This window comes from Nonomuraea sp. NPDC050153, assembly GCF_044460125.1.
Taxonomy (GTDB): Bacteria; Actinomycetota; Actinomycetes; order Streptosporangiales; family Streptosporangiaceae; genus Nonomuraea.
On sequence record NZ_JBITJQ010000008.1, the window covers coordinates 303,965 to 323,154 of the forward strand.

A 19,190-nucleotide genomic window follows, 5' to 3' on the forward strand; every position below is an offset into this window, starting at 1 on the left:
CTGATCAGGGACGGGCGCCGGCCGGTGCCCGTCCCTCATCGCTAGAACGCCTTGGCGGAGAAGGAGACTCCGTCCACCGTGACCTTGCCGCCCGAGCAGGACACCTTGGGCGAGTCCGTCCCCGGCACGATCACCGTCAGCAGCGACCGCGCCGCCGGTGACACCACCACGTTGGCCGGGAGCTTCGACAGGTACGTGGGCGAGACCCAGCCCACCTTCCCCCCGCGCTCGACCTTCTGCCCGCCGACCCGGTCGCACGACGACGAGAACTGCAGCAGGGTGACCTTGAACTTGCCGTCCCCGAGCACGACCTTGCCCCCGCCGCTGGACACCAGCTTGAGCGACGGGTCGAACCGCCAGAGGTTTCTGATCTTCTTGCCGCCCGACGCCGTGTCCAGCACCGCCATCAGGTCCTCGCCGTGGTTCACCAGGACCGACCTGGTGCGGCTGACCCCGTACGCCTTGTCGGTCAGCTTGAACGACTGCCGGTCCTTGCCGTACTTCGCCGCCACGAGCCTGGAGGAGGTGCGCGGCTTGAAGCGGGCGCCGACCACCGTCGGCACGTTGTGCGCCTCGGGCGAGAGCGTCCAGTAGCGGTAGGCGCTCTTCTCGTAGGAGTGGAAGCCGCCGTCCACCAGCAGGTTGCGGCCCTGGGCGTAGTACGTGACGCCCAGGTGGTCCTCGTGGCCGTGGAACTTCAGCCCGGGCCCGTACCTGATCGAGTAGTACGCCGACTCGGGCTTGCCCCAGGCCGTGCGGCCGAAGACGTAGCCGGCCCGGTACGCCTTGACCTCCTGCTTGGGCGTCCCCGTCTCCATCTTCGGCTCGGTCTCGGCGGTGCCGTCGCCGATGGGCACCATGTAGCCGGTCGGCATGGTGGCGTGGGCGATGAAGTCCTTCATCGCGTCGGCCCGCTTGCCGATCTCGCCGGGCACCTTCCTGCCGCACGCCTTCATGTTGGTCATCGCGACCTGCAGCCGGTTGTAGACGTACACCGCGTAGCGGGGCGCCTGCTCCATCAGCGCGCCCTGCGCGTCGACGTCGAGCTTCACCGTGCCGGTCAGCCGGCGGGAGGCCAGGTCCGCCCAGTCCTTGCGGCCGTACCTGCAGCCGATGCCCATGAGCGCGATGTCCTGGTCGATGCCGTGGTTGTGGCCCTTCTTGTAGAGCCGCGAGTCCGACAGGAGCTTGGCGTGGTCGGCCAGGCTGTCCTTCAGCCAGCTCTCCTTGACGTGCATGCTCAGGCAGAGCAGCGGCTGCGTGCGCAGCGAGACGGGATGGTCCTTCCACACGTACGGCTTGGTAGCGCGTGCCCCGGGCTTGTTGTTCGCGGCCCAGTCCTTGGCGATCTCGGTGGCCCGGTCCAGGTAGTCCTTGTCACCGCTGTTCTCGTACGCGACGACCAGCGTGCCCATCCAGCGCAGCGACTGGAACACGAACTCCCACGAACGGTTCCGGTACGGGCTCGCGGCCCAGTTGATCTTCTTGCCGAGCTTGTACGCGGGCAGCCCGACCAGCGAGATCTCGCCCTTCATGACGTCGTCGGCCGTGGGCGTGCCGGGCAGCCAGTCGCCCTGGCACTCCGCGGTCCTGGTCACCTTGTCGGCATGCGCGGGGCTCGCTAACCCGCCGAGCGCCAGAAAAAGAGCAAGAGGTATCGCGAGGCGGCGCACGCCAGTTCCTTTCGGGACAAAAAGTGAGGGCGGGACATGCTTTCCGAATCGCGATCAATGGGTCAAGTTGAGTGGCGGATTCGTTAGATGCTCGATGCGCCCCCGGTGTCCTGGATGGCGTAGCCGTACCTGGCGCGACATGCTGGTGCGGTGACATTCGACGACCTCGTGATCCCGGACACGCCCGCCTGCCGCGGGGCGCTTGAGGTGGCCACCCGCTACCACACGCCCTCGCTGCTCAACCACTCGATCCGGGCCTACCTGTGGGCGGCCGCGTACGCGCGCGGGCACGGCATCGCGTTCGACGCGGAGCTGCTCTACGTGTCGGCCATGCTGCACGACCTCGGGCTGGTGGCCGAGTTCGACAGTCACTCGGTGCCGTTCGAGGAGGCGGGCGGCGAGGTGGCCTGGGTCTTCTGCGCCGGCGCCGGCTGGTCGCCCGAGCGGCGGACACGCGCCCGCGAGGTGATCATCCGGCACATGTGGGACGAGGTGCCGGTGGAGGAGGATCCGGAGGGTCACCTGCTGGAGCTCTCGACCGGCATGGACATCTCGGGCCGCCGTACGGAGGAGATCCCCGAGGCGATCAGGCGGGAGGTACTGGAGCGCCACCCGAGGCTGGAGATCGCCAAGGAGTTCGGGGCGTGCGTCTCGGAGCAGGGCGCGCGCAAGCCGTCCAGCCTCGCCGGCCAGTTCGTCCCCGCCGGCATCGTGGACCGCATCGCCCGCAACCCGCTGGACGCCTGACGGCCCCGCCCGGTCCCCGGTCCGACAGCCGGGCCGGCAACGCGGCCCGAAGGCCCGGTCCACAAGGCCCGGCCCCGAAGAGCCGGGCCGTGGGGGCCGGTGCCGCTACGACTTGGGGCCGGTGCTCTCGGCGACCTCGAAGGTCCACACCTCCGAGCCGGTCGCCGCGGGCCCCTGCCCGTGGCCGTGGCCCTGCCCCTGGGCGGCCTGCGCCGCCTGGGCGTGCCCGCGCCGGAAGGCCTCACCCTGCTGCCAGTTCTGGAAGTCCTCCTCGCTGCGCCAGCGCGTGTAGACGAGGTAACGCTCGGTGCCCTCCACCGGCCTGAGCAACTCGAACCACTCGAATCCGTCGGCCGACTCCACCATCCCCGCCCGGTTGGCGAAGCGCCGTTCGAGCTCCTCGCGCATGTCGGCGGGCACGTTCAGGACGTTGATCTTCACGACGGACAACGGGACCCCTCTCGTCAGCGCACCACCCGGTGCGGAGCAGGTGCGAGGTCCAGGCTAACGCGGGCATGATCCCGGCGGCGCGGCACGGGGCACGTGTTGGGCGGAGCCTGGCGGCGGCGGCGTTAGCCTTGTCAGGTGCGTATAGCGAGGTTCTCCACAGGCGAAGGCGTGTCGTTCGGCGTGGTCGAGGGCGGCCCGGGCGAGGAGTTCGTCTCCGCGGTCGCCGGGCACCCGTTCGGCCAGGTGCAGTTCACCGGCGAGCGTCACCCGCTGTCCCAGGTGAAGCTGCTGGCCCCGATGCTGCCGAGCAAGGTGGTCGCCATCGGCAGAAACTACGCCGAGCACGCGGCCGAGCTGGGCAACGAGGTGCCCGAGGAGCCGCTCATCTTCATGAAGCCGTCGACGTCGGTGATCGGCCACGGCGAGAACATCGCATACCCCACGACGCTGTCCGACCGCGTCGACTACGAGGGGGAGCTGGCCGTGGTGATCGGCCGGCTGTGCCGCGAGGTGCCGGTCGAGCGGGTCAAGGACGTCATCTTCGGCTACACCTGCGCCAACGACGTCACCGCCCGCGACCTGCAGAAGAAGGACGTGCAGTTCACCCGGGCCAAGGGGTTCGACACGTTCTGCCCGCTGGGGCCGTGGATCCAGACCGACCTCGACGCGAGCGACCTGGCGCTGACGACCACGGTCAACGGCGAGATCCGGCAGAGCGGCCGCACCAGCCAGCTCATCAACGACATCCCCGCGCTGGTGGCCTACGTCAGCGCGGTCATGACCCTGATCCCCGGCGACGTCATCCTGACCGGCACCCCCGCGGGCGTCGGCCCGCTCGAGATCGGCGACGAGGTCAGCATCGGCATCGAAGGCATCGGCACACTCACGAACAAGGTGGTCTCCCGTGACTGAAGTACGGGTGCGGTTCGCCCCGTCCCCAACCGGCATGTTCCATGTGGGCGGCGCCCGCACGGCGCTGTTCAACTGGGCGCTGGCCGAGCAGTCCGGCGGCCGCTTCGTGCTGCGCATCGAGGACACCGACGCGTCGCGAAACCGTCCGGAGTGGACGGAGGGCATCATCTCCGCCCTCGACTGGATCGGCATCAACGGCGGCAACCCGGCGTTCGAGGGCCCCTACTTCCAGTCGGCGTACGAGGCGCAGCACCGCGAGGCGGTGGCGAAGCTGCTGGCCGACGGCCGGGCCTACTACTGCGACTGCACGCGCGAGTCGCTGGTCGCCCGCACCGGCTCCGAGCACCGGGGCTACGACGGCCACTGCCGCGGCCGGGGCCTGACCGAGGGAGCGGTCCGCTTCCGCACCCCCGACGAGGGCGTCACGGTCGTCGAGGACCTCATCCGGGGCAACGTGGAGTTCCCCAACGAGGCGCAGGAGGACTTCGTCATCGCCCGCACCGACGGCTCGCCGCTCTACGTGCTGGCCAACGCGGTCGACGACATCACCCAGAACATCACCCACGTCGTCCGCGGAGAGGAGCACCTCGGCAACGCGGCCAAGCAGATGCTGCTGTGGCCGGCGCTGGGCGCCACGCCGCCGGTCTGGGCGCACCTGCCGGTGATCGTCAACGAGCAGCGCAAGAAGCTGTCCAAGCGCCGCGACAAGGTGGCCCTGGAGGACTACCGCGCGGAGGGCTACCTCGCGGAGGCCACGGTCAACTACCTGATGCTGCTGGGCTGGGGGCCGGGCGAGGACCGCGAGATCATGCCGTGGGCCGAGATGATGCCGCTGTTCAAGCTGGAGGACGTCAACTCCGCCAGCGCGTTCTTCGACGAGAAGAAGCTGCGCGCGTTCAACGGCGAGTACATCCGGGCGCTGCCGCTGGAGACGTTCGAGGAGCGCTGCGCGCCCTACCTCGACCTCTCCTGGGACCGCGAGCTGTTCAGCAAGGTCGCGGCGCTGGCCCAGACCCGCATCGGGGTGCTGTCGGAGATCCGGCAGAACGTCGACTTCCTCTTCCTGGAGGAGCCGGCCTTCGACCAGGCGTCCTGGGACAAGGCGATGAAGAACTCCCCGGTGGAGATCCTCACCGACTACCTGGCGCGGCTGGAGACGGTCAGCTGGGACCCCGAGTCGCTCAAGGAGGCGCTGGAGGAGGTCGGCACCGCGTACGGGCTCAAGCTCGGCAAGGCGCAGGCGCCGGTCCGCGTGGCGATCACCGGCCGGACGGTGGGCCTGCCGCTGTTCGAGTCGATCGAGGTGCTCGGCCGCGCCCGGGTGCAGGAGCGCCTGCGCGCCGCCCTGGCCCGCCTGAAGGGCTGATCCGGCGGTCGGCGGCCCGCAGGGCGGGCCGCCGGCGCACGGGCTCAGTCGAGGCCGCGGCGGACGAGCAGCGGCTGGATGCTGGGCTCGCGCCCGCGGAAATTGCGGAACGCGGTCAGCGGGTCGAGGCTGCCGCCGCGGGAGAGCAACTCGCGGCGGAAGTGGTCGCCGTTGGCCCGGGTGAGCCCGCCGTTCTCCTTGAACCACTCCACGCTCTCCGCGTCGAGCACCTCGCTCCAGATGTAGGAGTAGTAGCCGGCGCTGTAGCCGCCGGAGAAGATGTGCGCGAAGTAGTTGGTCCGGTAGCGCGGCCCGACCTGTGACAGGGCGATCTGGGCGGACTCCAGGGCCGCGGACTCGAACGCCTCGGCGTCGGCCACCGTCTCCCCGGGCGCCAGCTTGTGCCAGGCCCAGTCGAGCAGGGTGGCGGCGAGATATTCGACGGTCTTGAAGCCCTGGTTGAACTTCTCCGCCGCCGTCAGCTTCTCCACCAGCTCGGCGGGCATCGGCTCGCCCGTCTCGTGGTGCTTGGCGTAGTTGGCCAGCACCTCGGGCCAGGTCGCCCACATCTCGTTGACCTGTGACGGGTACTCGACGAAGTCGCGCGGCACGTGGGTGCCCGACACGCGCGGGAAGCGCACCTGGGAGAACAGCCCGTGCAGCGCGTGCCCGAACTCGTGGAAGGCCGTGTTCACCTCGTCGTACGTCAGCAGCGTCGGCCCCGAGGCCGGCTTGGTGACGTTGAGGTTGTTGATGACCACCGGCAGCTGCCCGAACAGGAACGACTGGTCGACCAGGTTGTTCATCCACGCGCCGCCGCGCTTGGTCGCCCTCGCGTACGGGTCGAGCACGAACAGCCCCAGCCGGCTCCCGTCCTCGTTGAACACCTCGTACACCGTCACGTCGGAGTGGTAGCCGCCCAGGTCGGACCGCTCGGCGAAGGTGAGGCCGTACAGCTTCTCCGCCGCGAAGAAGATGCCGTCACGGTAGACCCGGTCGAGCTCGAAGTACGGCCGCATCTCGGCGGCGTCGAAGTCGTAGCGGGCCTGGCGCACCTTCTCGGAGTAGTACGACCAGTCCCACGGCTCGATGTCGAACCCGGCCTGCTCCGACAGCGCCTCGGCCTCCTTCCGCGCGTTGCGCACGGCGGGGGCGACGAGCTGGCCGAGCATCGCCTCGACCGCCTCGACGGTCTTGGCCGTCTGGTCGGCCACCACGTACGCCGCGTGGCTGGGGAAGCCCAGCAGCGCCGCCCGCTCGGCCCGCAGCCCCGCCATCCTGGCCGCCAGCCCGAAGTTGCCCGGTGCCCGGCCGACGCTCAGCTCGTACAGCCTGCGGCGGACGTCGCGGTCGGTGAGCTGGGCCAGGCCCGGCTGGGCGGTGAAGTTGAGCAGCGGCAGGACGTACTCGCCGTCCTTGAGCAGCGACTCGATCTTGGCCTGGTCGAAGCCGTCGAACTCCTTGGGGTCCGCCACCACCAGCGCCGACTCCGTCGATGCCTTCAGCAGCGTCTGCGCGAACTCCGTCGAGAGCTTCGACAGCTCCTCGTTGAGCTGCCGGAGCCGGTCCTGGTCCGGCTCCGACAGGTCGGCGCCGGCCCTGATGAAGTCCTCCCGGTACTTCTCCAGCAGCCAGGCCTCCTCGGGGTCCTCCGTGGTCACCTGTTTGATGCGCGCCCACAGCGCCCGGTCGAGCCGGATCGCGTCGCCGTGCCTGGTCAGCTGGGGAGAGATCGCCTTCTCGATCTCCATGATGCCGTCGGTGGTGTTGGAGGCGGCGATGCTGAAGAAGACCGTGGCCGTGCGGTCGAGAATCCGTCCCGACCGCTCGAGCGCGGCGATCGTGTTGTCGAACGTCGGCGCCTCGCTGCTGTCTGCGATCGCGCCGACCTCCGCCAGCTGCTCCGCCATGCCGCGCTCGAACGCGGGCAGGTAGTGCTCCTCGCGGACGTCGGCGAAGGGCGGCAGCTCGTACGGCAGGTTGCTAGCGGTGAAGAACGGGTTACCGGCCAACGGTGGGGCTCCTCCACGTGGTGTTTTGTCCTCTTCAGCTTGGCACGTGAGGGCCGGTGCTGTGGGCCGTGGAGAGCACGTCGGCTATTCGTTTTGGTCTTAACCCCGGAGCTGGGCTATTCTTTCGGACGTCGCCGAAGCGCACCTCACAGAGGTTCGCGAGCGGTGGGGTATGGTGTAATTGGCAGCACGACTGATTCTGGTTCAGTTAGTCTAGGTTCGAGTCCTGGTACCCCAGCATTATCATTTCGCCAGCTTGTGCAGGATTTCGGTAATCAGCCGATACGTTCTGGCCGTCGGCGCATGCGAAGTCTCCACCGAGTAAACCTTGAACTTGTTGCCTGGCGTGGCCGCGTTCGCTTCCTTGATCATCCGGTCCTGCAGTGCGAGCGGGATCACCTTGTCCCGCGTGTGCCTGATGTAGACGCGCGGCACCCGTCCCCACGCTTCCTTGCGCCCCCGGGCGTCGGCGCTCCCCACCTGGAGACTCTCATCCGGCAGCAACGTGTTCAGCATGGCCAGGAGCTCGCCCTCGCTCGCCTCGGCCATGAACGCCGCCTTGACCGCCTCCAAGAACTTCCTGTCGTTCGTGCGCCAGTTCATGCGGATCGCGCCGATCACCCTCGGGTCGGCGATGATCCCCGACGCCACGCCGGCCGCCAGGCTCTCCTTGCCCTCCGGAGTCTCCAGATAGTCGTTGGGCGAGCGCAGGTTAGTGCAGCAGAACGCGGTGTCGTAGACGAGCAGGTCGATCAGGTCGGGCACCGCGTCGGCCGCCTTCGTGATGGTCGCGCCGCCCAGGCTGCCGCCCACCAGGATCACCGGGCCGTGCTTGGCGGCCCGGCGCACGACGTTCACCGTGGCCTCGACATAGTCGTCCAGCGTGACCCCGGCCACCGGCGACGGCAGCGTGGCCAGCTTCTCCAGGTCCTGCGGGCTCTGGTAGGCGAGGTGAAACTGCTCCTCGGGGCCGTGCCCCGGCAGGTTCACGCCGACGGTGCGGTGGCCGCGCAGCGCCAGCTCGGAGTCGCCGCTGGCCACGCCGTTCGAGCCGGTCACGAAGACGTACGTGGTCACTTCCCTCTTGCGCCCGGCGGCCGAGGCGCCCACGGCGCCCGCACCCGCGACGGCGGCGTACTGGAACATGTCCCTACGGGTCGGAATACTCATGCCTCGATGTTCGCCCAGCTCAGGGCGGGTGCGCATCGCCTGGCCGGCTCGTCGTGCGGTGGACGCCCGGCATCCACCGATCGGTTGACGACGTGCCCGGGCTGGATCTCATGAGCTGGCTCGACGGGCGCGAGCGCTGGGCCTTCCTGTGCCTGGCCTACGGGCTGCTCGGGATCTCCTCGACCGCGGCCGCCCTCGCGGACGCGCCGTCCGGTGGCGCGCCCTGGCCGCTCCTGCGCTGGCTGGCCGGTCCCTTCGCGGTCTGGCTCGCCGAAACGGCGGGCCCGGGATGGGCGGCGACCGGCGGCACTCTCGCGACGGCCGGTTCGTGGGCCGGTGGCGGTCTTGTGGCGGCCGGTCCGTGGTTCGACGGCGGCTTCGCGGCGGCCGGTCCGTTGTTCGGCAGTGGCCTTGCGGCGGCCGGTTCGTGGGCCGGTGGGTCGGCCGCGTACTTCGGTTCCGGTCCGGGGTCGTTCGCGCCGTGGTGGCCCGGGGTCGCGCTGGCCGCCGCGGTGTGGCTGGCGCCGATCGGCTGGCTCCACCCCCGCCGCGACACGCGCCGCGCGCTCGTCGTGGGCCACTACCTCGTGCTGATCGCCCTCGCCTGCGCGCTGACGGCCGCGAGCCCCGTCTTCGTCGTCTTCGCCTCGATCGGCTACCCGCTGGCCATCGCCCTGCTCCCGGCCCGGCTGATCATGGCGGGCGTGACGCTCACCGCCGCCGTCGTCGTGACCGCCCAGGCGGGTCCTGGCGCCCAGGGCACCCTGTTCACCGTGATCGCGGGCGTGGCGCTGCCGCTGGTCGCGGCCGGCTGGTACGTCTCCGGCGAGCACGACAAGCGCCGCCGCCTGGTCGAGCGCCTGCGGGCCGCGATGGCCGAGAACGCCTCCCTCAACACCCTGCTCCTCGACCAGGCCAGGCGGGCGGGCGTACGCGACGAGCGGCACCGCGTGGCGGGCGAGATCCATGACACGGTCGCCCAGGACCTCGTCGCCCTGATCGGCCAGCTCAACGCCGCCGACCGCGCCTCCCCGGCCGAGGCCCGCCGCCACCTCGACCAGGCCGCCGAGCTGGCCCGCCGCAGCCTCTCCGAGGCCCGCCGGTCCGTACGCGCCCTGCGCCCGGAGCCGCTGGAGACCTCAAGGCTCCCTGACGCGATCACGGACCTGGCCGAGTCGTGGTCGCGTTCGGCCGGAGTGCATCTGACCCTGGAGATCACCGGCACCCCGGTCGCCCTGGCCGCCCCCATCGAGGACACCCTGTACCGCGTGACCCAGGAGGCGCTGGCGAACGTCGCCAAGCACGCCAGAGCCACCAGGACGGGCCTGACTCTGTCGTACACGGACGAAACCATCCTCCTCGACATTCGCGACGACGGCGCCGGTTTCGACCCGCAGAAGCCCGCTGACGGCTTCGGCCTGGACGGCATGCGCCAGCGCACCCACGCCGTCGGCGGCACCCTCCACCTCGAATCCGCCCCGAACCAGGGCACCACCGTCGCCGCCGAAATCCCCGCCATGCCCGCCGAAGGCGACCCCGGGTGACCCGCGAGACGTCGGCATGGGACGGCTGGGCCGGTCTCCCTACGGGGGAGTGGGCGGGGAAGCGGCGGCGGGGTCTCGGGTGGGGGCGAGCCTGACACCTGGTCGATCGGCCTTGGACCGGGCCGACTTGGAGGGGCGATGGATGAGACGCTGACGGGGGAGGGACAAGCGTTGGCCGGAGGGGGAGAGATGCGGCTGAGGCTGCTGATAGCGGACGATCACCCCATCGTGCGCGACGGCCTGCGCGCCGCACTCGGTGGCGAGCCCGACCTGGAGGTCGTCGGCGAGGCGGCCGACGGCGCGGAGGCCGTACGCCTGGCCGCCGAGCTCGGGCCCGACATCGTCCTCATGGACCTGCGCATGCCGGGGATGGACGGCGTCACCGCGATCCGCCGCCTCAGCGGCACGGGCCCGCGGGTGCTGGTCCTGACCACGTTCGACACCGACGTCCTGCCCGCCCTCGAAGCGGGCGCCGCCGGCTACCTGCTGAAGGACGCCCCGCCGGAGGAGCTCGTACGCGCTGTCCGCGCCACCCACCGAGGCGAGACCGTCCTCGCCCCCGCTGTGGCCGGACGCCTCGCGGAGGCCCTTCGCAGACCCGCCAGGGGGAAGCTCAGCCCACGCGAACTGGAGGTGCTGCGCCTGGTGGCGGGAGGAGCGACGAACAAGGAGGCGGCGGCGAGCCTGTTCATCAGCGAGGCCAGCGTCAAGACCCACCTCCTGCACATCTACGCCAAACTCGACGTCCGCGACCGCGCCTCAGCCGTGGCCGAGGCCTACCGCCGCGGTCTCCTCACCGGCTGACCCGCCCGCCTCACTCGGGTTGGTGGGTGTGGGTGTGTGGTGGTGATGGGGGTGGAGTCACCGGTTGACCCACCGATCTCACTCGGGTCGGTGGGTGAGGGGCGTGTGGTGGTGATGAGGGTGGAGTCGTGGCAGTGGTTTGGGTAGAGTCCGCCCGACTTATGGATGAGTTTCGCATTCGCGCGGGCAACTTCCCACGCTTCGTCGCCCCGCCTCCGCCGGCCCGACCTCACCAGGATCGACGTCGTGGACACCCAGCCGGCCGGCCCCAGGTGGATCGGACGCCTGGGCGGTGTGCGGGTGCGCGTGGAGCCGTTGCGTTCGGTGGGGCTCGTCGGGTGGGGCGAGCGGACGCTGCCGCCGCGGGCGCCGGGCTGGATGCGCGAGCGGCCGGCCCAGGTCCCGTGGACCCGGTCACCGGTCGGCCGGAGGTGGCCATCCCGCTCGGGGAGTTCGACCCGCTGTGGGAAGGCGGGGCGATGGGGGACTGGGTTCGCCGCCACAGGCCCGATCTGATGGGCCGTTAAGCAGTTTGGAGTGGTCTCCGGGGTGCGGTAGAGTTACCTGCGTTGCCGGGGGAGATCCCGGCACCAGCAGCTTGTGGACAGGGTCCCGTCGTCTAGTGGCCCAGGACGCCGCCCTCTCAAGGCGGTAGCGCCGGTTCGAATCCGGTCGGGACTACCACTGTTACAAGCCAGCGAAGGTCCCGTCGTCTAGTGGCCCAGGACGCCGCCCTCTCAAGGCGGTAGCGCCGGTTCGAATCCGGTCGGGACTACGTCTACTACACTCGCTCCGGAGCGCACAGCCCCGGAGCGTTTTGCTTTTTCGGCGGGTTGGCGGGTGCTCGTACCGGCGGCCGACCACACCTCACGGCCGTCTCTCCGCTCAGAGCCCCGCCACGTGTGACGGGTCGGGCCCGAGGCATGAAGGACGCAAGAGACCCGAGACGTCCGGCCCCGGGCGGAGGGCTGCCCGTCGTGAGCGGGCGAGACTCAACAGGCCCGGCCACAAGCGCTGAGGCGCCGGCCCGAGGTCTGCTGGTTCCGAGGTGTCGGACCCTCTGCGGCGGTGGGCGCTCGCTGTGTGGTGTGTGGGTGTTCCTGGGGTGTCCGGCGTGCTGCGTGGCGTCGTGAGGCCCCAAGATGTCTGGCGCTGTGTGGTGTGTGCGGGCCTCCGAGACGTCTGGCTTGGCGCGGTGTGTGCGGGGACCCTGAGGTGTTCGGCTCTGTGCGGTGGGTGGGTCGCTCGCTGTGAGTGCGCACGACCCGAGGAGCTTGGTCGCCGTGAGTCGGTGGCTCGTGGCGTGGCAGGTCCCGGGACGCCCAGGTGCCGGGCGGGTCAGGAAAGACGGAGGCCCCCGCCGTGGTTCGCGGCGGGGGCCTCCGAAGAGCGGGATGTCACACCGAGCGGGCCTTGAAGAGGGCGCGGCGGGCCGCCTTGGCGACCTGCTTGTCCGGGTGGACCTGGGAGATCAGGTCCAGCAGCTCCTCCACGTGCGCGTGCGGAATCCGCCAGATCACCTCGAGCAGGCTGTTGACCATCTCGGGCCCGATGTCCCGCAGGCTGCTGACGAACTCGGAGCGCCCCAGCCCGGCCGAGATCGTCCACATGTCCAGGATCAGCCAGTGGGTGTCGTCCTGCGTGGGCTCGGGTGCCCCCGGGACCTCCAGCTGGCTCAGGTGGGTGGCCGCGTACGGCCGGAGCGAGGGCTGTTTGAGCGCCGCCTGCCAGGCCGGGATGGCGGCCTCGCCGAGGGTGCCGACCACGCTGGCCGCCTGCACCCTGATCAGCGCGTCGCTCTCGTCCTCGGCCGCCGCGTCCAGCAGCTCCTCGGCCGCCTTGCCCGGCTCCCGGAGCCGCATCCAGGCCGCGAACTCCGCGTCCGCCTCGTCCTCGGGCAGCTCGGCGCTGAGGGCCAGCAGCTCGTGGGCGCTCATGGACTCGATCGCGGGCCGCGCGTCCACCTCGATGTCGGCGTCGTCCACCAGGTGGACCACGCCCTCGGTGCCGAGCGGCGTGAGGCGGAGGGTGCTGCCGTCGACCTCGACCATGCCGTACCCGACGAGCCAGTCGATCGCGGGGGCCAGCGGTTCGCCGGCCGCCTCCCACGCGTCCGAGCCCAGCTCGTCGAGGTCGGCGGCCGACTCGGACAGGTCCTGCGCCAGCTCGTCGAGGTCGCGCGAGCCGCCCGCCAGCAGCAGCCTGACCAGCAGGCCCCGGGTCAGGCCCGCCAGCGCCATCGTGAGGTCTTCGTCACTCAGCTCCGGGTCGCCGTAGTCGACGGAGTGGAGCCCGAGCATCCAGGCGTCGAGCACGTCCTCGTCGTCGTCGAACGGCCACTCCGAGGTGTCGTCCTGCACCGCGACCGTGTTGCCCTCGCCGGGCTGGAGGAACTCCAGGTCCACGGCCAGGTTCCAGATGTTCCAGAGCTGCGGGACGGCCTCGGCGATGGGGCCGTCGGCGTCGGGCTTGGGCAGCCCGACGGCGGCCAGCGCCTCCTCCACCTCGGTGTCGGTGAGCAGGGTGTCCTCGCCCACCCGGCGGCCGGACCCCACCCAGAGGGCGAGGTCGCGGGCCTTGGCCACCAGTGGCGCCTGCCGGGCCGCTTCGGCCAGCTCCGAGTCGGGCCGCAGCCGGATCGTGTCGAGCTCGGCGAGGTCGTCCGCGAACGGCTCGAAATCGCCCAGATCGCCGACCTCGTCGTCCCCGTCGTCGCCCTCGGCGTCGTCGAGCAGCTCTTCCATGAGGTCGACGAACTCGTCTTCGACGTCGTCGAGCTCCTCCTGCAGATCGGCGAGGGAGTCGGAGTCCTTGCCCAGCCTGCCGGTCTGAGAGAGGAACGTCAGGTACGCGTCCACGGCCGGGAGCATCCCGTCGGCGGCTGCGTCGGGATCCTCCACGACCTTGGGCATGCGGTCGAGCAGCAGGTTGCGCAGGTCGGCGCGCTTCCACGTGCCGAGGTCCTGCGAGAAGGCGAGACGGTGCCACAGTGCGGCGGGCCCCACGAGCTCGGGGTCGCTTCCGGGGGCGTTCGCACGCGCCCACATGATGAACTCTTCGAGCAGGGGTCGCAGCTCAGTGGCGGCTACCTCGATGCGATCTGTCACGCACTCAGGCTAGTGCGCCCACGAGGCACTCGGCTCCCCAAATACCTGCTTTCGCCGATCATGACGTGCGACGCATTGCCTCTGTTATACGTTCGGCCGCGGCCATGACGGGCACCGCGTGGAGCCGTCCCGGTGCCCTCGTGAGCCGTTCGATGGGGCCGGAGACCGACACGGCCGCGATCACCTTGCCGCCGCTGCCCCTTATGGGCGCCGACACGCTGGCCACCCCCTGCTCGCGCTCGCCGACGCTGTGGGCCCAGCCGCGGCGCCGTACGGAGGCGAGCGTGGCGGCGCTGAACTTGGCGCCGCGCAGGCCACGGTGCAGCCGGTCCGGCTCCTCCCACGCCAGCAGTATCTGCGCCGCCGAGCCCGCCGTCATGGGCAGCGCGGAGCCCACCGGTACGGTGTCCCGCAGGCCGCTGGCGCGTTCGGCGGCGGCGACGCAGACGCGCTCATCGCCCTGGCGGCGGTAGAGTTGCGCGCTCTCCCCGGTGAGATCCCTGAGTTGCATGAGTACGGGGGCGGCCACCGCCAGCAGCCGGTCCTCGCCGGCTGCTGTGGACAACTCGGAAAGCCGGGGGCCCAATACGAACCTGCCCTGTGTGTCACGACTCACAATGCGGTGATGCTCAAGTGCGACGGCCAGCCGGTGGGCCGTGGGGCGGGCCAGACCGGTGGCCTGGACGAGCTGCGCCAGTGAAGCGGGTCCCGCTTCGAGGGCATTGAGTACAAGAACTGCCTTGTCGAGTACTCCGACTCCGCTAGAGTTGTCCATACACCGATACTGCCGTCTCGACATATGAGAAGGCAAGTCGGAGGCAAACTCCCGCCGCCGCGAGGAGCGCCGGTCTCCGGACCGAGGAAGGAAGAGGCCGGACCCGAGCGACAGGCAGGTGGGAGCGCTGGTCCCCCGGAGCGGCGACCGGCGGGACCGGGCCTGAGCAAGCGGTGCGATGGCGCATCGCGAACAAACAGGAGGAGATCATGGGCCGCACACTGGCCGAGAAGGTCTGGGAGCAACACGTAGTCCGGCGTGCCGAGGGCGAACCGGACCTGCTCTACATCGACCTGCACCTCATTCACGAGGTGACCAGCCCGCAGGCGTTCGACGGGCTCCGTCTCGCCGGCCGGAAGGTGCGGCGGCCCGATCTCACGATCGCCACCGAGGACCACAACGTGCCGACCGTGCTCGGCCCGATCTCCGACCCGGTGTCCAAGACGCAGGTCGAGACGCTGCGCAAGAACGCCGCCGAGTTCGGCATCAGGCTCCATCCGATGGGCGACGCCGGCCAGGGCGTGGTGCACATCATCGGCCCGCAGTTCGGGCTGACGCAGCCGGGCATGACGATCGTGTGCGGCGACTCGCACACCTCGACGCACGGCGCGTTCGGCGGCATCGCGTTCGGCATCGGCACCTCCGAGGTCGAGCACGTGCTGGCCACGCAGACGCTGCCCGCCTACCGGCCGAAGACGATGGCGATCGAGGTCTCCGGCGAGCTGCCCGCGGGTGTGACCGCCAAGGACCTGATCCTGGCCATCATCGCCAAGATCGGCACCGGTGGCGGCCAGGGCTACATCGTCGAGTACCGCGGCGAGGCCGTCCGCAAGCTCTCCATGGAGGGCCGCATGACGGTCTGCAACATGTCCATCGAGGCAGGCGCCCGCGCCGGCATGATCGCGCCGGACGAGACCACGTTCGAGTACCTGAAGGGCCGCCCGCACGCGCCCGAGGGTGAGGCGTGGGACCAGGCCGTCGAATACTGGAAGACGCTGCGCACCGACGACGACGCCGTGTTCGACAAGGTCGTGGAGATCGACGCCTCGACGCTGACCCCGTACGTCACGTGGGGCACCAACCCGGGCCAGGGCCTGCCGTTGGGCGAGGCCGTCCCGTCCCCGGAGAGCTTCTCCGACCCCGTCGAGCGCTCGGCCGCCGAGCGGGCGCTGGAGTACATGGGCCTGGCCGCCGGCACGCCGCTGCGTGAGATCGAGGTCGACACGGTCTTCGTCGGCTCGTGCACCAACGGCCGCATCGAGGACCTGCGTTCGGCTGCCGAGATCCTGCGCGGCCGCCAGGTGAAGACTCGCACGCTGATCGTCCCCGGCTCGATGCTGGTCAAGCTGCAGGCCGAGCAGGAGGGCCTGCACGAGGTGTTCAAGGCCGCCGGCGCCGAGTGGCGCGAGGCCGGCTGCTCGATGTGCCTGGGCATGAACCCCGACACGCTCAAGCCCGGCGAGCGCAGCGCCTCCACCTCCAACCGCAACTTCGAGGGCCGCCAGGGCAAGGGCGGCCGCACCCACCTGGTGTCGCCGCAGGTCGCCGCCGCGACCGCCGTCACCGGCCGGCTGACCGCGCCCGCCGACCTGTAAGGAGACCTGGACCGATGGAAGCATTCACCACCCACACCGGTACGGCGGTGCCGCTGCGCCGCAGCAACGTCGACACCGACCAGATCATCCCGGCCGTCTGGCTCAAGCAGGTCAGCCGCACGGGCTTCGAGAAGGGCCTGTTCGCGGCCTGGCGCGAGGACCCGACGTTCGTGCTGAACGACCCGTCCTACGAGGGCGGCTCGATCCTCGTCTCCGGCCCCGACTTCGGCACCGGCTCCTCGCGCGAGCACGCGGTCTGGGCGCTGCAGCAGTACGGGTTCCGCGTCGTGATCGCCGCCCGCTTCGGCGACATCTTCCGCAACAACTCCACGAAGATGGGCCTGCTGCCGGTCATCCTGCCGGGCGACAAGGTCGAGGCGCTGCAGGCGGCCGTCGAGGCGGACCCGAAGCTCGAGGTCACCGTCGACCTGGCCGAGCGCCAGGTCCGCTGGGCCGATGAGGTCGTCGCGTTCGAGATCGACGACTACACCCGCTGGCGGCTGATGGAGGGCCTCGACGACATCGGGCTGACCCTGCGTCACGCCGACGATGTGGCGGCGTACGAGAATGGTCGGCAGCCATGGCTGCCGACGACCGTCTAGAAGACGACGAACTGGCGCGGCGGTTGCGCGAGGCGCACCGCCGCGTCCGCATGCTCCCCGCCGCCGAGAAGGACCGGCTGGCCCGCCGCTACCTCGCGATTTGCGACCTGGCGAAGCGGGATCCGGAAAGGGCCGCCGCCCGGCTCGACGCCTTTCTGGCCTCTCTCGACACGCCACGTAGTGAGGAAAACGCGCTAGGTGATTGAGTTCATCCGCGATCCCGCCTACTTTCAAAGCCCGTAAGGGGTTTCTACGGCGAACTCGTGAGCTGGAACCCCGAGCCGTAACTGGGGGAGCAGGACTTTCATGAACAAGCGAGAACTCGTCGAGGCCATCGCTGATCGGGTGGGCGACAGGAAGACGGCCACCGAGGCCGTTAACGCGGTCATCGACACCATCCAGAAGGCCGTGGCCAGCGGCGACAAGGTCTCGATCACGGGCTTCGGCGCATTCGAGATGGTGAACAAGCCCGCCCGCACGGCCAGGAATCCGTCGACGGGCGCGGAAATCAACGTCGCCGAGAGCTGGGGACCGAAGTTCCGTCCGGGCTCCGACTTCAAGGAGCTGGTCAACCAGGGCGGCAAGAAAATCGGCAAGAAGAGGTAAACCCAGAGCACGAGCGCGCCCGGGCCGTCGGCCCGGGCGTTTGCATTTTCAGCCGGCAATCCTCGTTACTCGGAATCGCCCGCCGGCGGCCGGCCGCCGAAGGCGTCGGGGACCGGGAAGGTCGAGAGCGTGATGTAGGCGATCTGCCCGCCGGACATCCCCAGATTGACCCGCTGCCCCGTGCGCAACAACCGCAGTGGCCCCGCGTCGAAGGCGGGCGTGCCGAACTCCAGCACGGTTCCGTCGTCGAGGAACACCGTCCCCGAGCGCGTGGTCTCGTCGAAGCTGCGTACCGTCCCCTGCACGCAGACCAGCGTAATTCGTTCGCCCCCGCCCGGCGAGGCCACCAGGGTCATGACGGCGGCATGAGCCCCGCCCATCAGCGCCGCCGCGTGATCTCATGAGCCGGGCCACAGCTCGGCGACCACCGCAGCCGTGTGGCGGCCCAGGCCCAGCGTGACGGCCGCGCGCAGGTCGTCGGGCGTGTCCACGTCCCGCCGCACCGAGTCGATCCCCGGCACGCACAGCTCCTTCGCCCCGCCCGCCAGGTGCTTGGCCCGCGACTCCCCGCCGAACCTCGGCGTGAACGGCATCCCTGGCCGCACCCCGTAGAAGGTCGTCCCGACGTCGAGCGCGTCCGGCACGAAGGACTGGTCGAACTCGGCGGCGGCCGCCAGCGCCGTCCCCAGCTCCGCCGGCCGCAGGGCAGGCAGGTCCGCCTGGAGCGCCCCCACCGCGTCGCCGGGCGCGACGCGTACGGCATGGGCGGCCCCGGTGCGCAGGGCGGTGTTCAGGCCGCGGTCCGGGTCGGGCACCACCTCGGCCCCCAGCGCGCCCAGGGGTCCGGCGGCGGCGGGGTCGGCCGTCACCACGATCACCCGGGCGACCCGCGCGCACGCGAGCGCCGCCGACACCGTGTCGCTGGCCACCGCCACGGCCAGCCTGGTCCGGTGCGGGCCCGTGGCCGCCGCCAGCCTCGTCTTCGCCGCGACCAGCGTCTTCACCGGGACCACCAGCGACCAGCGGATGCTCATAGTCTTAAGCATCCCGCCTCGACATCCCGCGCGGCCAACCGGGAGACTTGGGGCGCATCCCGCACGTGTTGGAGGAGACCATGAGCCGCCCCGCGCGACCGTCGCGTTTCTGGGAAACCCTGGCAGTCGTCGTCGTGAAACCGCTGTCCTGGCTCCTGGTCAAGAGGGACTGGCGTCGTGGGGAGCGCATCCCGCGCACCGGCGGAGTGATCATCGCGACCAACCATCTCTCCTGGACTGATCCGGTCCTGCTTTCGCACTTCCTCTACAACAACGGGCGCTGGCCGGTAATCCTGGCCAAGGCCGCTCTGTTCAAAGTGCCGTTCCTGGGGAAGGCGGTGACGGGGCTGCTGGCCGTCCCCGTCGACAGGGGCAGCGCCGAGGCGGCCAAGTCTCTGCACCTTTCGGCTCAGCGGCTCAAGGACGGTGGCGCGATCCTGTTCTACCCCGAGGGCACCTGCACCCGCGATCCCGACCTGTGGCCGATGGTGGGCAAGACGGGCGCGGCCCGGCTGGCGCTGGAGAGCGGCGCGCCGGTCATCCCGGTGGCCCACTGGGGCGCGCACGAGCTGCTGCCGTACGGGGAGAAGAAGCCCCGGCTGTTCCCGCGCAAGACGTTCCACGTGGCGGTGGGCCCGCCGGTGGACCTGTCGAAGTACGCGGGCCGGCCGATCCAGGCCGACGTGTTGCGTGAGGCGACGGCCGACATCACGGCCGCGATCACCCAGCAGCTCGCCGAGCTGCGCGGCGAGAAGGCCCCCGAGACCCCATACGATCCGACCAGGCGGTGATG

Annotated in this window: 18 protein-coding genes and 3 tRNA genes; 13 read left to right on the forward strand and 8 right to left on the reverse strand. The window is 70.4% G+C overall.

The annotated features are described in order from the left end of the window. Positions 1 to 41 precede the first annotated feature (41 nt). Positions 42 to 1,598: a heparinase II/III family protein gene (locus ACIBQ1_RS22665; protein ID WP_397280244.1), complete on the reverse strand. Its 1,557-nt coding sequence runs from the start codon at positions 1,596 to 1,598 to the stop codon at positions 42 to 44. Between the two features lie 225 nt (positions 1,599 to 1,823). Between ACIBQ1_RS22665 and ACIBQ1_RS22670 the strand changes: the two genes are divergently transcribed. After that, positions 1,824 to 2,420 carry an HD domain-containing protein gene (locus tag ACIBQ1_RS22670; protein ID WP_397280246.1) on the forward strand — a complete coding sequence of 199 codons (597 nt, stop codon included), beginning with the start codon at positions 1,824 to 1,826 and terminating at the stop codon, positions 2,418 to 2,420. Positions 2,421 to 2,525: 105 nt separating this feature from the next. Here ACIBQ1_RS22670 and ACIBQ1_RS22675 read toward each other — a convergent pair whose 3' ends face one another. Then, the gene (locus ACIBQ1_RS22675; RefSeq protein ID WP_397280248.1) at positions 2,526 to 2,870 is read right to left on the reverse strand and encodes an antibiotic biosynthesis monooxygenase family protein; all 345 of its coding nucleotides are present in this window, start codon (positions 2,868 to 2,870) and stop codon (positions 2,526 to 2,528) included. A gap of 135 nt (positions 2,871 to 3,005) precedes the next feature. On the opposite strand from ACIBQ1_RS22675, the gene ACIBQ1_RS22680 reads away from it, so the two are divergent. Next, positions 3,006 to 3,782, forward strand: coding sequence for a fumarylacetoacetate hydrolase family protein (locus tag ACIBQ1_RS22680; RefSeq protein ID WP_397280250.1), 777 nt, complete (start codon positions 3,006 to 3,008; stop codon positions 3,780 to 3,782). Next, a complete protein-coding gene (gltX, locus tag ACIBQ1_RS22685; RefSeq protein ID WP_397280252.1) occupies positions 3,775 to 5,148 on the forward strand; it encodes a glutamate--tRNA ligase in 1,374 nt (457 codons plus the stop codon). The genes ACIBQ1_RS22680 and gltX overlap by 8 nt, the downstream gene beginning before the upstream one ends. A gap of 44 nt (positions 5,149 to 5,192) precedes the next feature. On the opposite strand, the gene ACIBQ1_RS22690 is transcribed toward gltX, so the two are convergent. Then, positions 5,193 to 7,160 carry a M3 family metallopeptidase gene (locus ACIBQ1_RS22690; protein WP_397280254.1) on the reverse strand — a complete coding sequence of 656 codons (1,968 nt, stop codon included), beginning with the start codon at positions 7,158 to 7,160 and terminating at the stop codon, positions 5,193 to 5,195. Positions 7,161 to 7,326: 166 nt separating this feature from the next. On the opposite strand from ACIBQ1_RS22690, the gene ACIBQ1_RS22695 reads away from it, so the two are divergent. Continuing rightward, a tRNA-Gln gene (locus tag ACIBQ1_RS22695) sits at positions 7,327 to 7,398 on the forward strand. A gap of 5 nt (positions 7,399 to 7,403) precedes the next feature. Here the strand turns inward: ACIBQ1_RS22695 and ACIBQ1_RS22700 are convergent. After that, on the reverse strand, positions 7,404 to 8,330 hold the full coding sequence (locus ACIBQ1_RS22700; RefSeq protein WP_397280256.1) for an alpha/beta fold hydrolase: 927 nt from the start codon (positions 8,328 to 8,330) through the stop codon (positions 7,404 to 7,406). A 110-nt stretch (positions 8,331 to 8,440) separates the two neighbouring features. On the opposite strand from ACIBQ1_RS22700, the gene ACIBQ1_RS22705 reads away from it, so the two are divergent. The 4 genes from ACIBQ1_RS22705 to ACIBQ1_RS22720 all read left to right on the forward strand — a co-directional run bounded on the left by ACIBQ1_RS22705 (position 8,441) and on the right by ACIBQ1_RS22720 (position 11,453). After that, positions 8,441 to 9,874: a histidine kinase gene (locus ACIBQ1_RS22705; protein WP_397280258.1), complete on the forward strand. Its 1,434-nt coding sequence runs from the start codon at positions 8,441 to 8,443 to the stop codon at positions 9,872 to 9,874. Between the two features lie 138 nt (positions 9,875 to 10,012). Then, positions 10,013 to 10,678 carry a response regulator gene (locus ACIBQ1_RS22710; RefSeq protein WP_397280260.1) on the forward strand — a complete coding sequence of 222 codons (666 nt, stop codon included), beginning with the start codon at positions 10,013 to 10,015 and terminating at the stop codon, positions 10,676 to 10,678. Positions 10,679 to 11,286: 608 nt separating this feature from the next. After that, positions 11,287 to 11,362, forward strand: a tRNA-Glu gene (locus ACIBQ1_RS22715). Between the two features lie 18 nt (positions 11,363 to 11,380). After that, positions 11,381 to 11,453 (forward strand) — tRNA-Glu (locus ACIBQ1_RS22720). Positions 11,454 to 12,075: 622 nt separating this feature from the next. On the opposite strand, the gene ACIBQ1_RS22725 is transcribed toward ACIBQ1_RS22720, so the two are convergent. Next, complete coding sequence (locus ACIBQ1_RS22725; RefSeq protein ID WP_397280262.1) at positions 12,076 to 13,785, reverse strand: hypothetical protein; 1,710 nt, start codon at positions 13,783 to 13,785, stop codon at positions 12,076 to 12,078. Positions 13,786 to 13,843: 58 nt separating this feature from the next. Further along, complete coding sequence (locus tag ACIBQ1_RS22730; RefSeq protein WP_139632184.1) at positions 13,844 to 14,560, reverse strand: IclR family transcriptional regulator; 717 nt, start codon at positions 14,558 to 14,560, stop codon at positions 13,844 to 13,846. A gap of 209 nt (positions 14,561 to 14,769) precedes the next feature. On the opposite strand from ACIBQ1_RS22730, the gene leuC reads away from it, so the two are divergent. From leuC to ACIBQ1_RS22750, 4 genes are all read left to right on the forward strand, one after another. Beyond that, positions 14,770 to 16,155 carry a 3-isopropylmalate dehydratase large subunit gene (gene leuC, locus ACIBQ1_RS22735; RefSeq protein ID WP_397280264.1) on the forward strand — a complete coding sequence of 462 codons (1,386 nt, stop codon included), beginning with the start codon at positions 14,770 to 14,772 and terminating at the stop codon, positions 16,153 to 16,155. Positions 16,156 to 16,169: 14 nt separating this feature from the next. Next, positions 16,170 to 16,757 carry a 3-isopropylmalate dehydratase small subunit gene (gene leuD / locus ACIBQ1_RS22740; protein ID WP_397280266.1) on the forward strand — a complete coding sequence of 196 codons (588 nt, stop codon included), beginning with the start codon at positions 16,170 to 16,172 and terminating at the stop codon, positions 16,755 to 16,757. Continuing rightward, positions 16,736 to 16,963, forward strand: a complete 228-nt coding sequence (locus ACIBQ1_RS22745; RefSeq protein WP_355380484.1) for a hypothetical protein — start codon at positions 16,736 to 16,738, stop codon at positions 16,961 to 16,963. The genes leuD and ACIBQ1_RS22745 overlap by 22 nt, the downstream gene beginning before the upstream one ends. A gap of 100 nt (positions 16,964 to 17,063) precedes the next feature. After that, on the forward strand, positions 17,064 to 17,363 hold the full coding sequence (locus ACIBQ1_RS22750) for an HU family DNA-binding protein (protein WP_397280268.1): 300 nt from the start codon (positions 17,064 to 17,066) through the stop codon (positions 17,361 to 17,363). 65 nt (positions 17,364 to 17,428) lie between these two features. Here ACIBQ1_RS22750 and ACIBQ1_RS22755 read toward each other — a convergent pair whose 3' ends face one another. Both ACIBQ1_RS22755 and cofC read right to left on the reverse strand, forming a co-directional pair. Continuing rightward, on the reverse strand, positions 17,429 to 17,719 hold the full coding sequence (locus ACIBQ1_RS22755) for a hypothetical protein (protein ID WP_397280271.1): 291 nt from the start codon (positions 17,717 to 17,719) through the stop codon (positions 17,429 to 17,431). Between the two features lie 42 nt (positions 17,720 to 17,761). Continuing rightward, positions 17,762 to 18,397: a 2-phospho-L-lactate guanylyltransferase gene (cofC, locus tag ACIBQ1_RS22760; protein ID WP_397280272.1), complete on the reverse strand. Its 636-nt coding sequence runs from the start codon at positions 18,395 to 18,397 to the stop codon at positions 17,762 to 17,764. An 80-nt stretch (positions 18,398 to 18,477) separates the two neighbouring features. Here cofC and ACIBQ1_RS22765 point away from each other — a divergent pair, with 80 nt between their 5' ends. Next, positions 18,478 to 19,188, forward strand: a complete 711-nt coding sequence (locus ACIBQ1_RS22765; protein ID WP_397280274.1) for a lysophospholipid acyltransferase family protein — start codon at positions 18,478 to 18,480, stop codon at positions 19,186 to 19,188. The last annotated feature ends 2 nt before the right edge of the window (positions 19,189 to 19,190 follow it).

What these genes read in the sequence shown, in the direction of transcription:
- ACIBQ1_RS22700 (WP_397280256.1), bottom strand. Translation starts at nt 8,330, where the DNA reads ATGAGTATTCCGACCCGTAGGGACATGTTCCAGTACGCCGCCGTCGCG.
- ACIBQ1_RS22705 (WP_397280258.1), top strand. Translation starts at nt 8,441, where the DNA reads ATGAGCTGGCTCGACGGGCGCGAGCGCTGGGCCTTCCTGTGCCTGGCC.
- ACIBQ1_RS22710 (WP_397280260.1), top strand. Translation starts at nt 10,013, where the DNA reads ATGGATGAGACGCTGACGGGGGAGGGACAAGCGTTGGCCGGAGGGGGA.
- ACIBQ1_RS22730 (WP_139632184.1), bottom strand. Translation starts at nt 14,560, where the DNA reads ATGGACAACTCTAGCGGAGTCGGAGTACTCGACAAGGCAGTTCTTGTA.
- leuC (WP_397280264.1), top strand. Translation starts at nt 14,770, where the DNA reads ATGGGCCGCACACTGGCCGAGAAGGTCTGGGAGCAACACGTAGTCCGG.
- leuD (WP_397280266.1), top strand. Translation starts at nt 16,170, where the DNA reads ATGGAAGCATTCACCACCCACACCGGTACGGCGGTGCCGCTGCGCCGC.
- ACIBQ1_RS22745 (WP_355380484.1), top strand. Translation starts at nt 16,736, where the DNA reads ATGGCTGCCGACGACCGTCTAGAAGACGACGAACTGGCGCGGCGGTTG.
- ACIBQ1_RS22750 (WP_397280268.1), top strand. Translation starts at nt 17,064, where the DNA reads ATGAACAAGCGAGAACTCGTCGAGGCCATCGCTGATCGGGTGGGCGAC.
- ACIBQ1_RS22755 (WP_397280271.1), bottom strand. Translation starts at nt 17,719, where the DNA reads ATGACCCTGGTGGCCTCGCCGGGCGGGGGCGAACGAATTACGCTGGTC.
- cofC (WP_397280272.1), bottom strand. Translation starts at nt 18,397, where the DNA reads ATGAGCATCCGCTGGTCGCTGGTGGTCCCGGTGAAGACGCTGGTCGCG.
- ACIBQ1_RS22765 (WP_397280274.1), top strand. Translation starts at nt 18,478, where the DNA reads ATGAGCCGCCCCGCGCGACCGTCGCGTTTCTGGGAAACCCTGGCAGTC.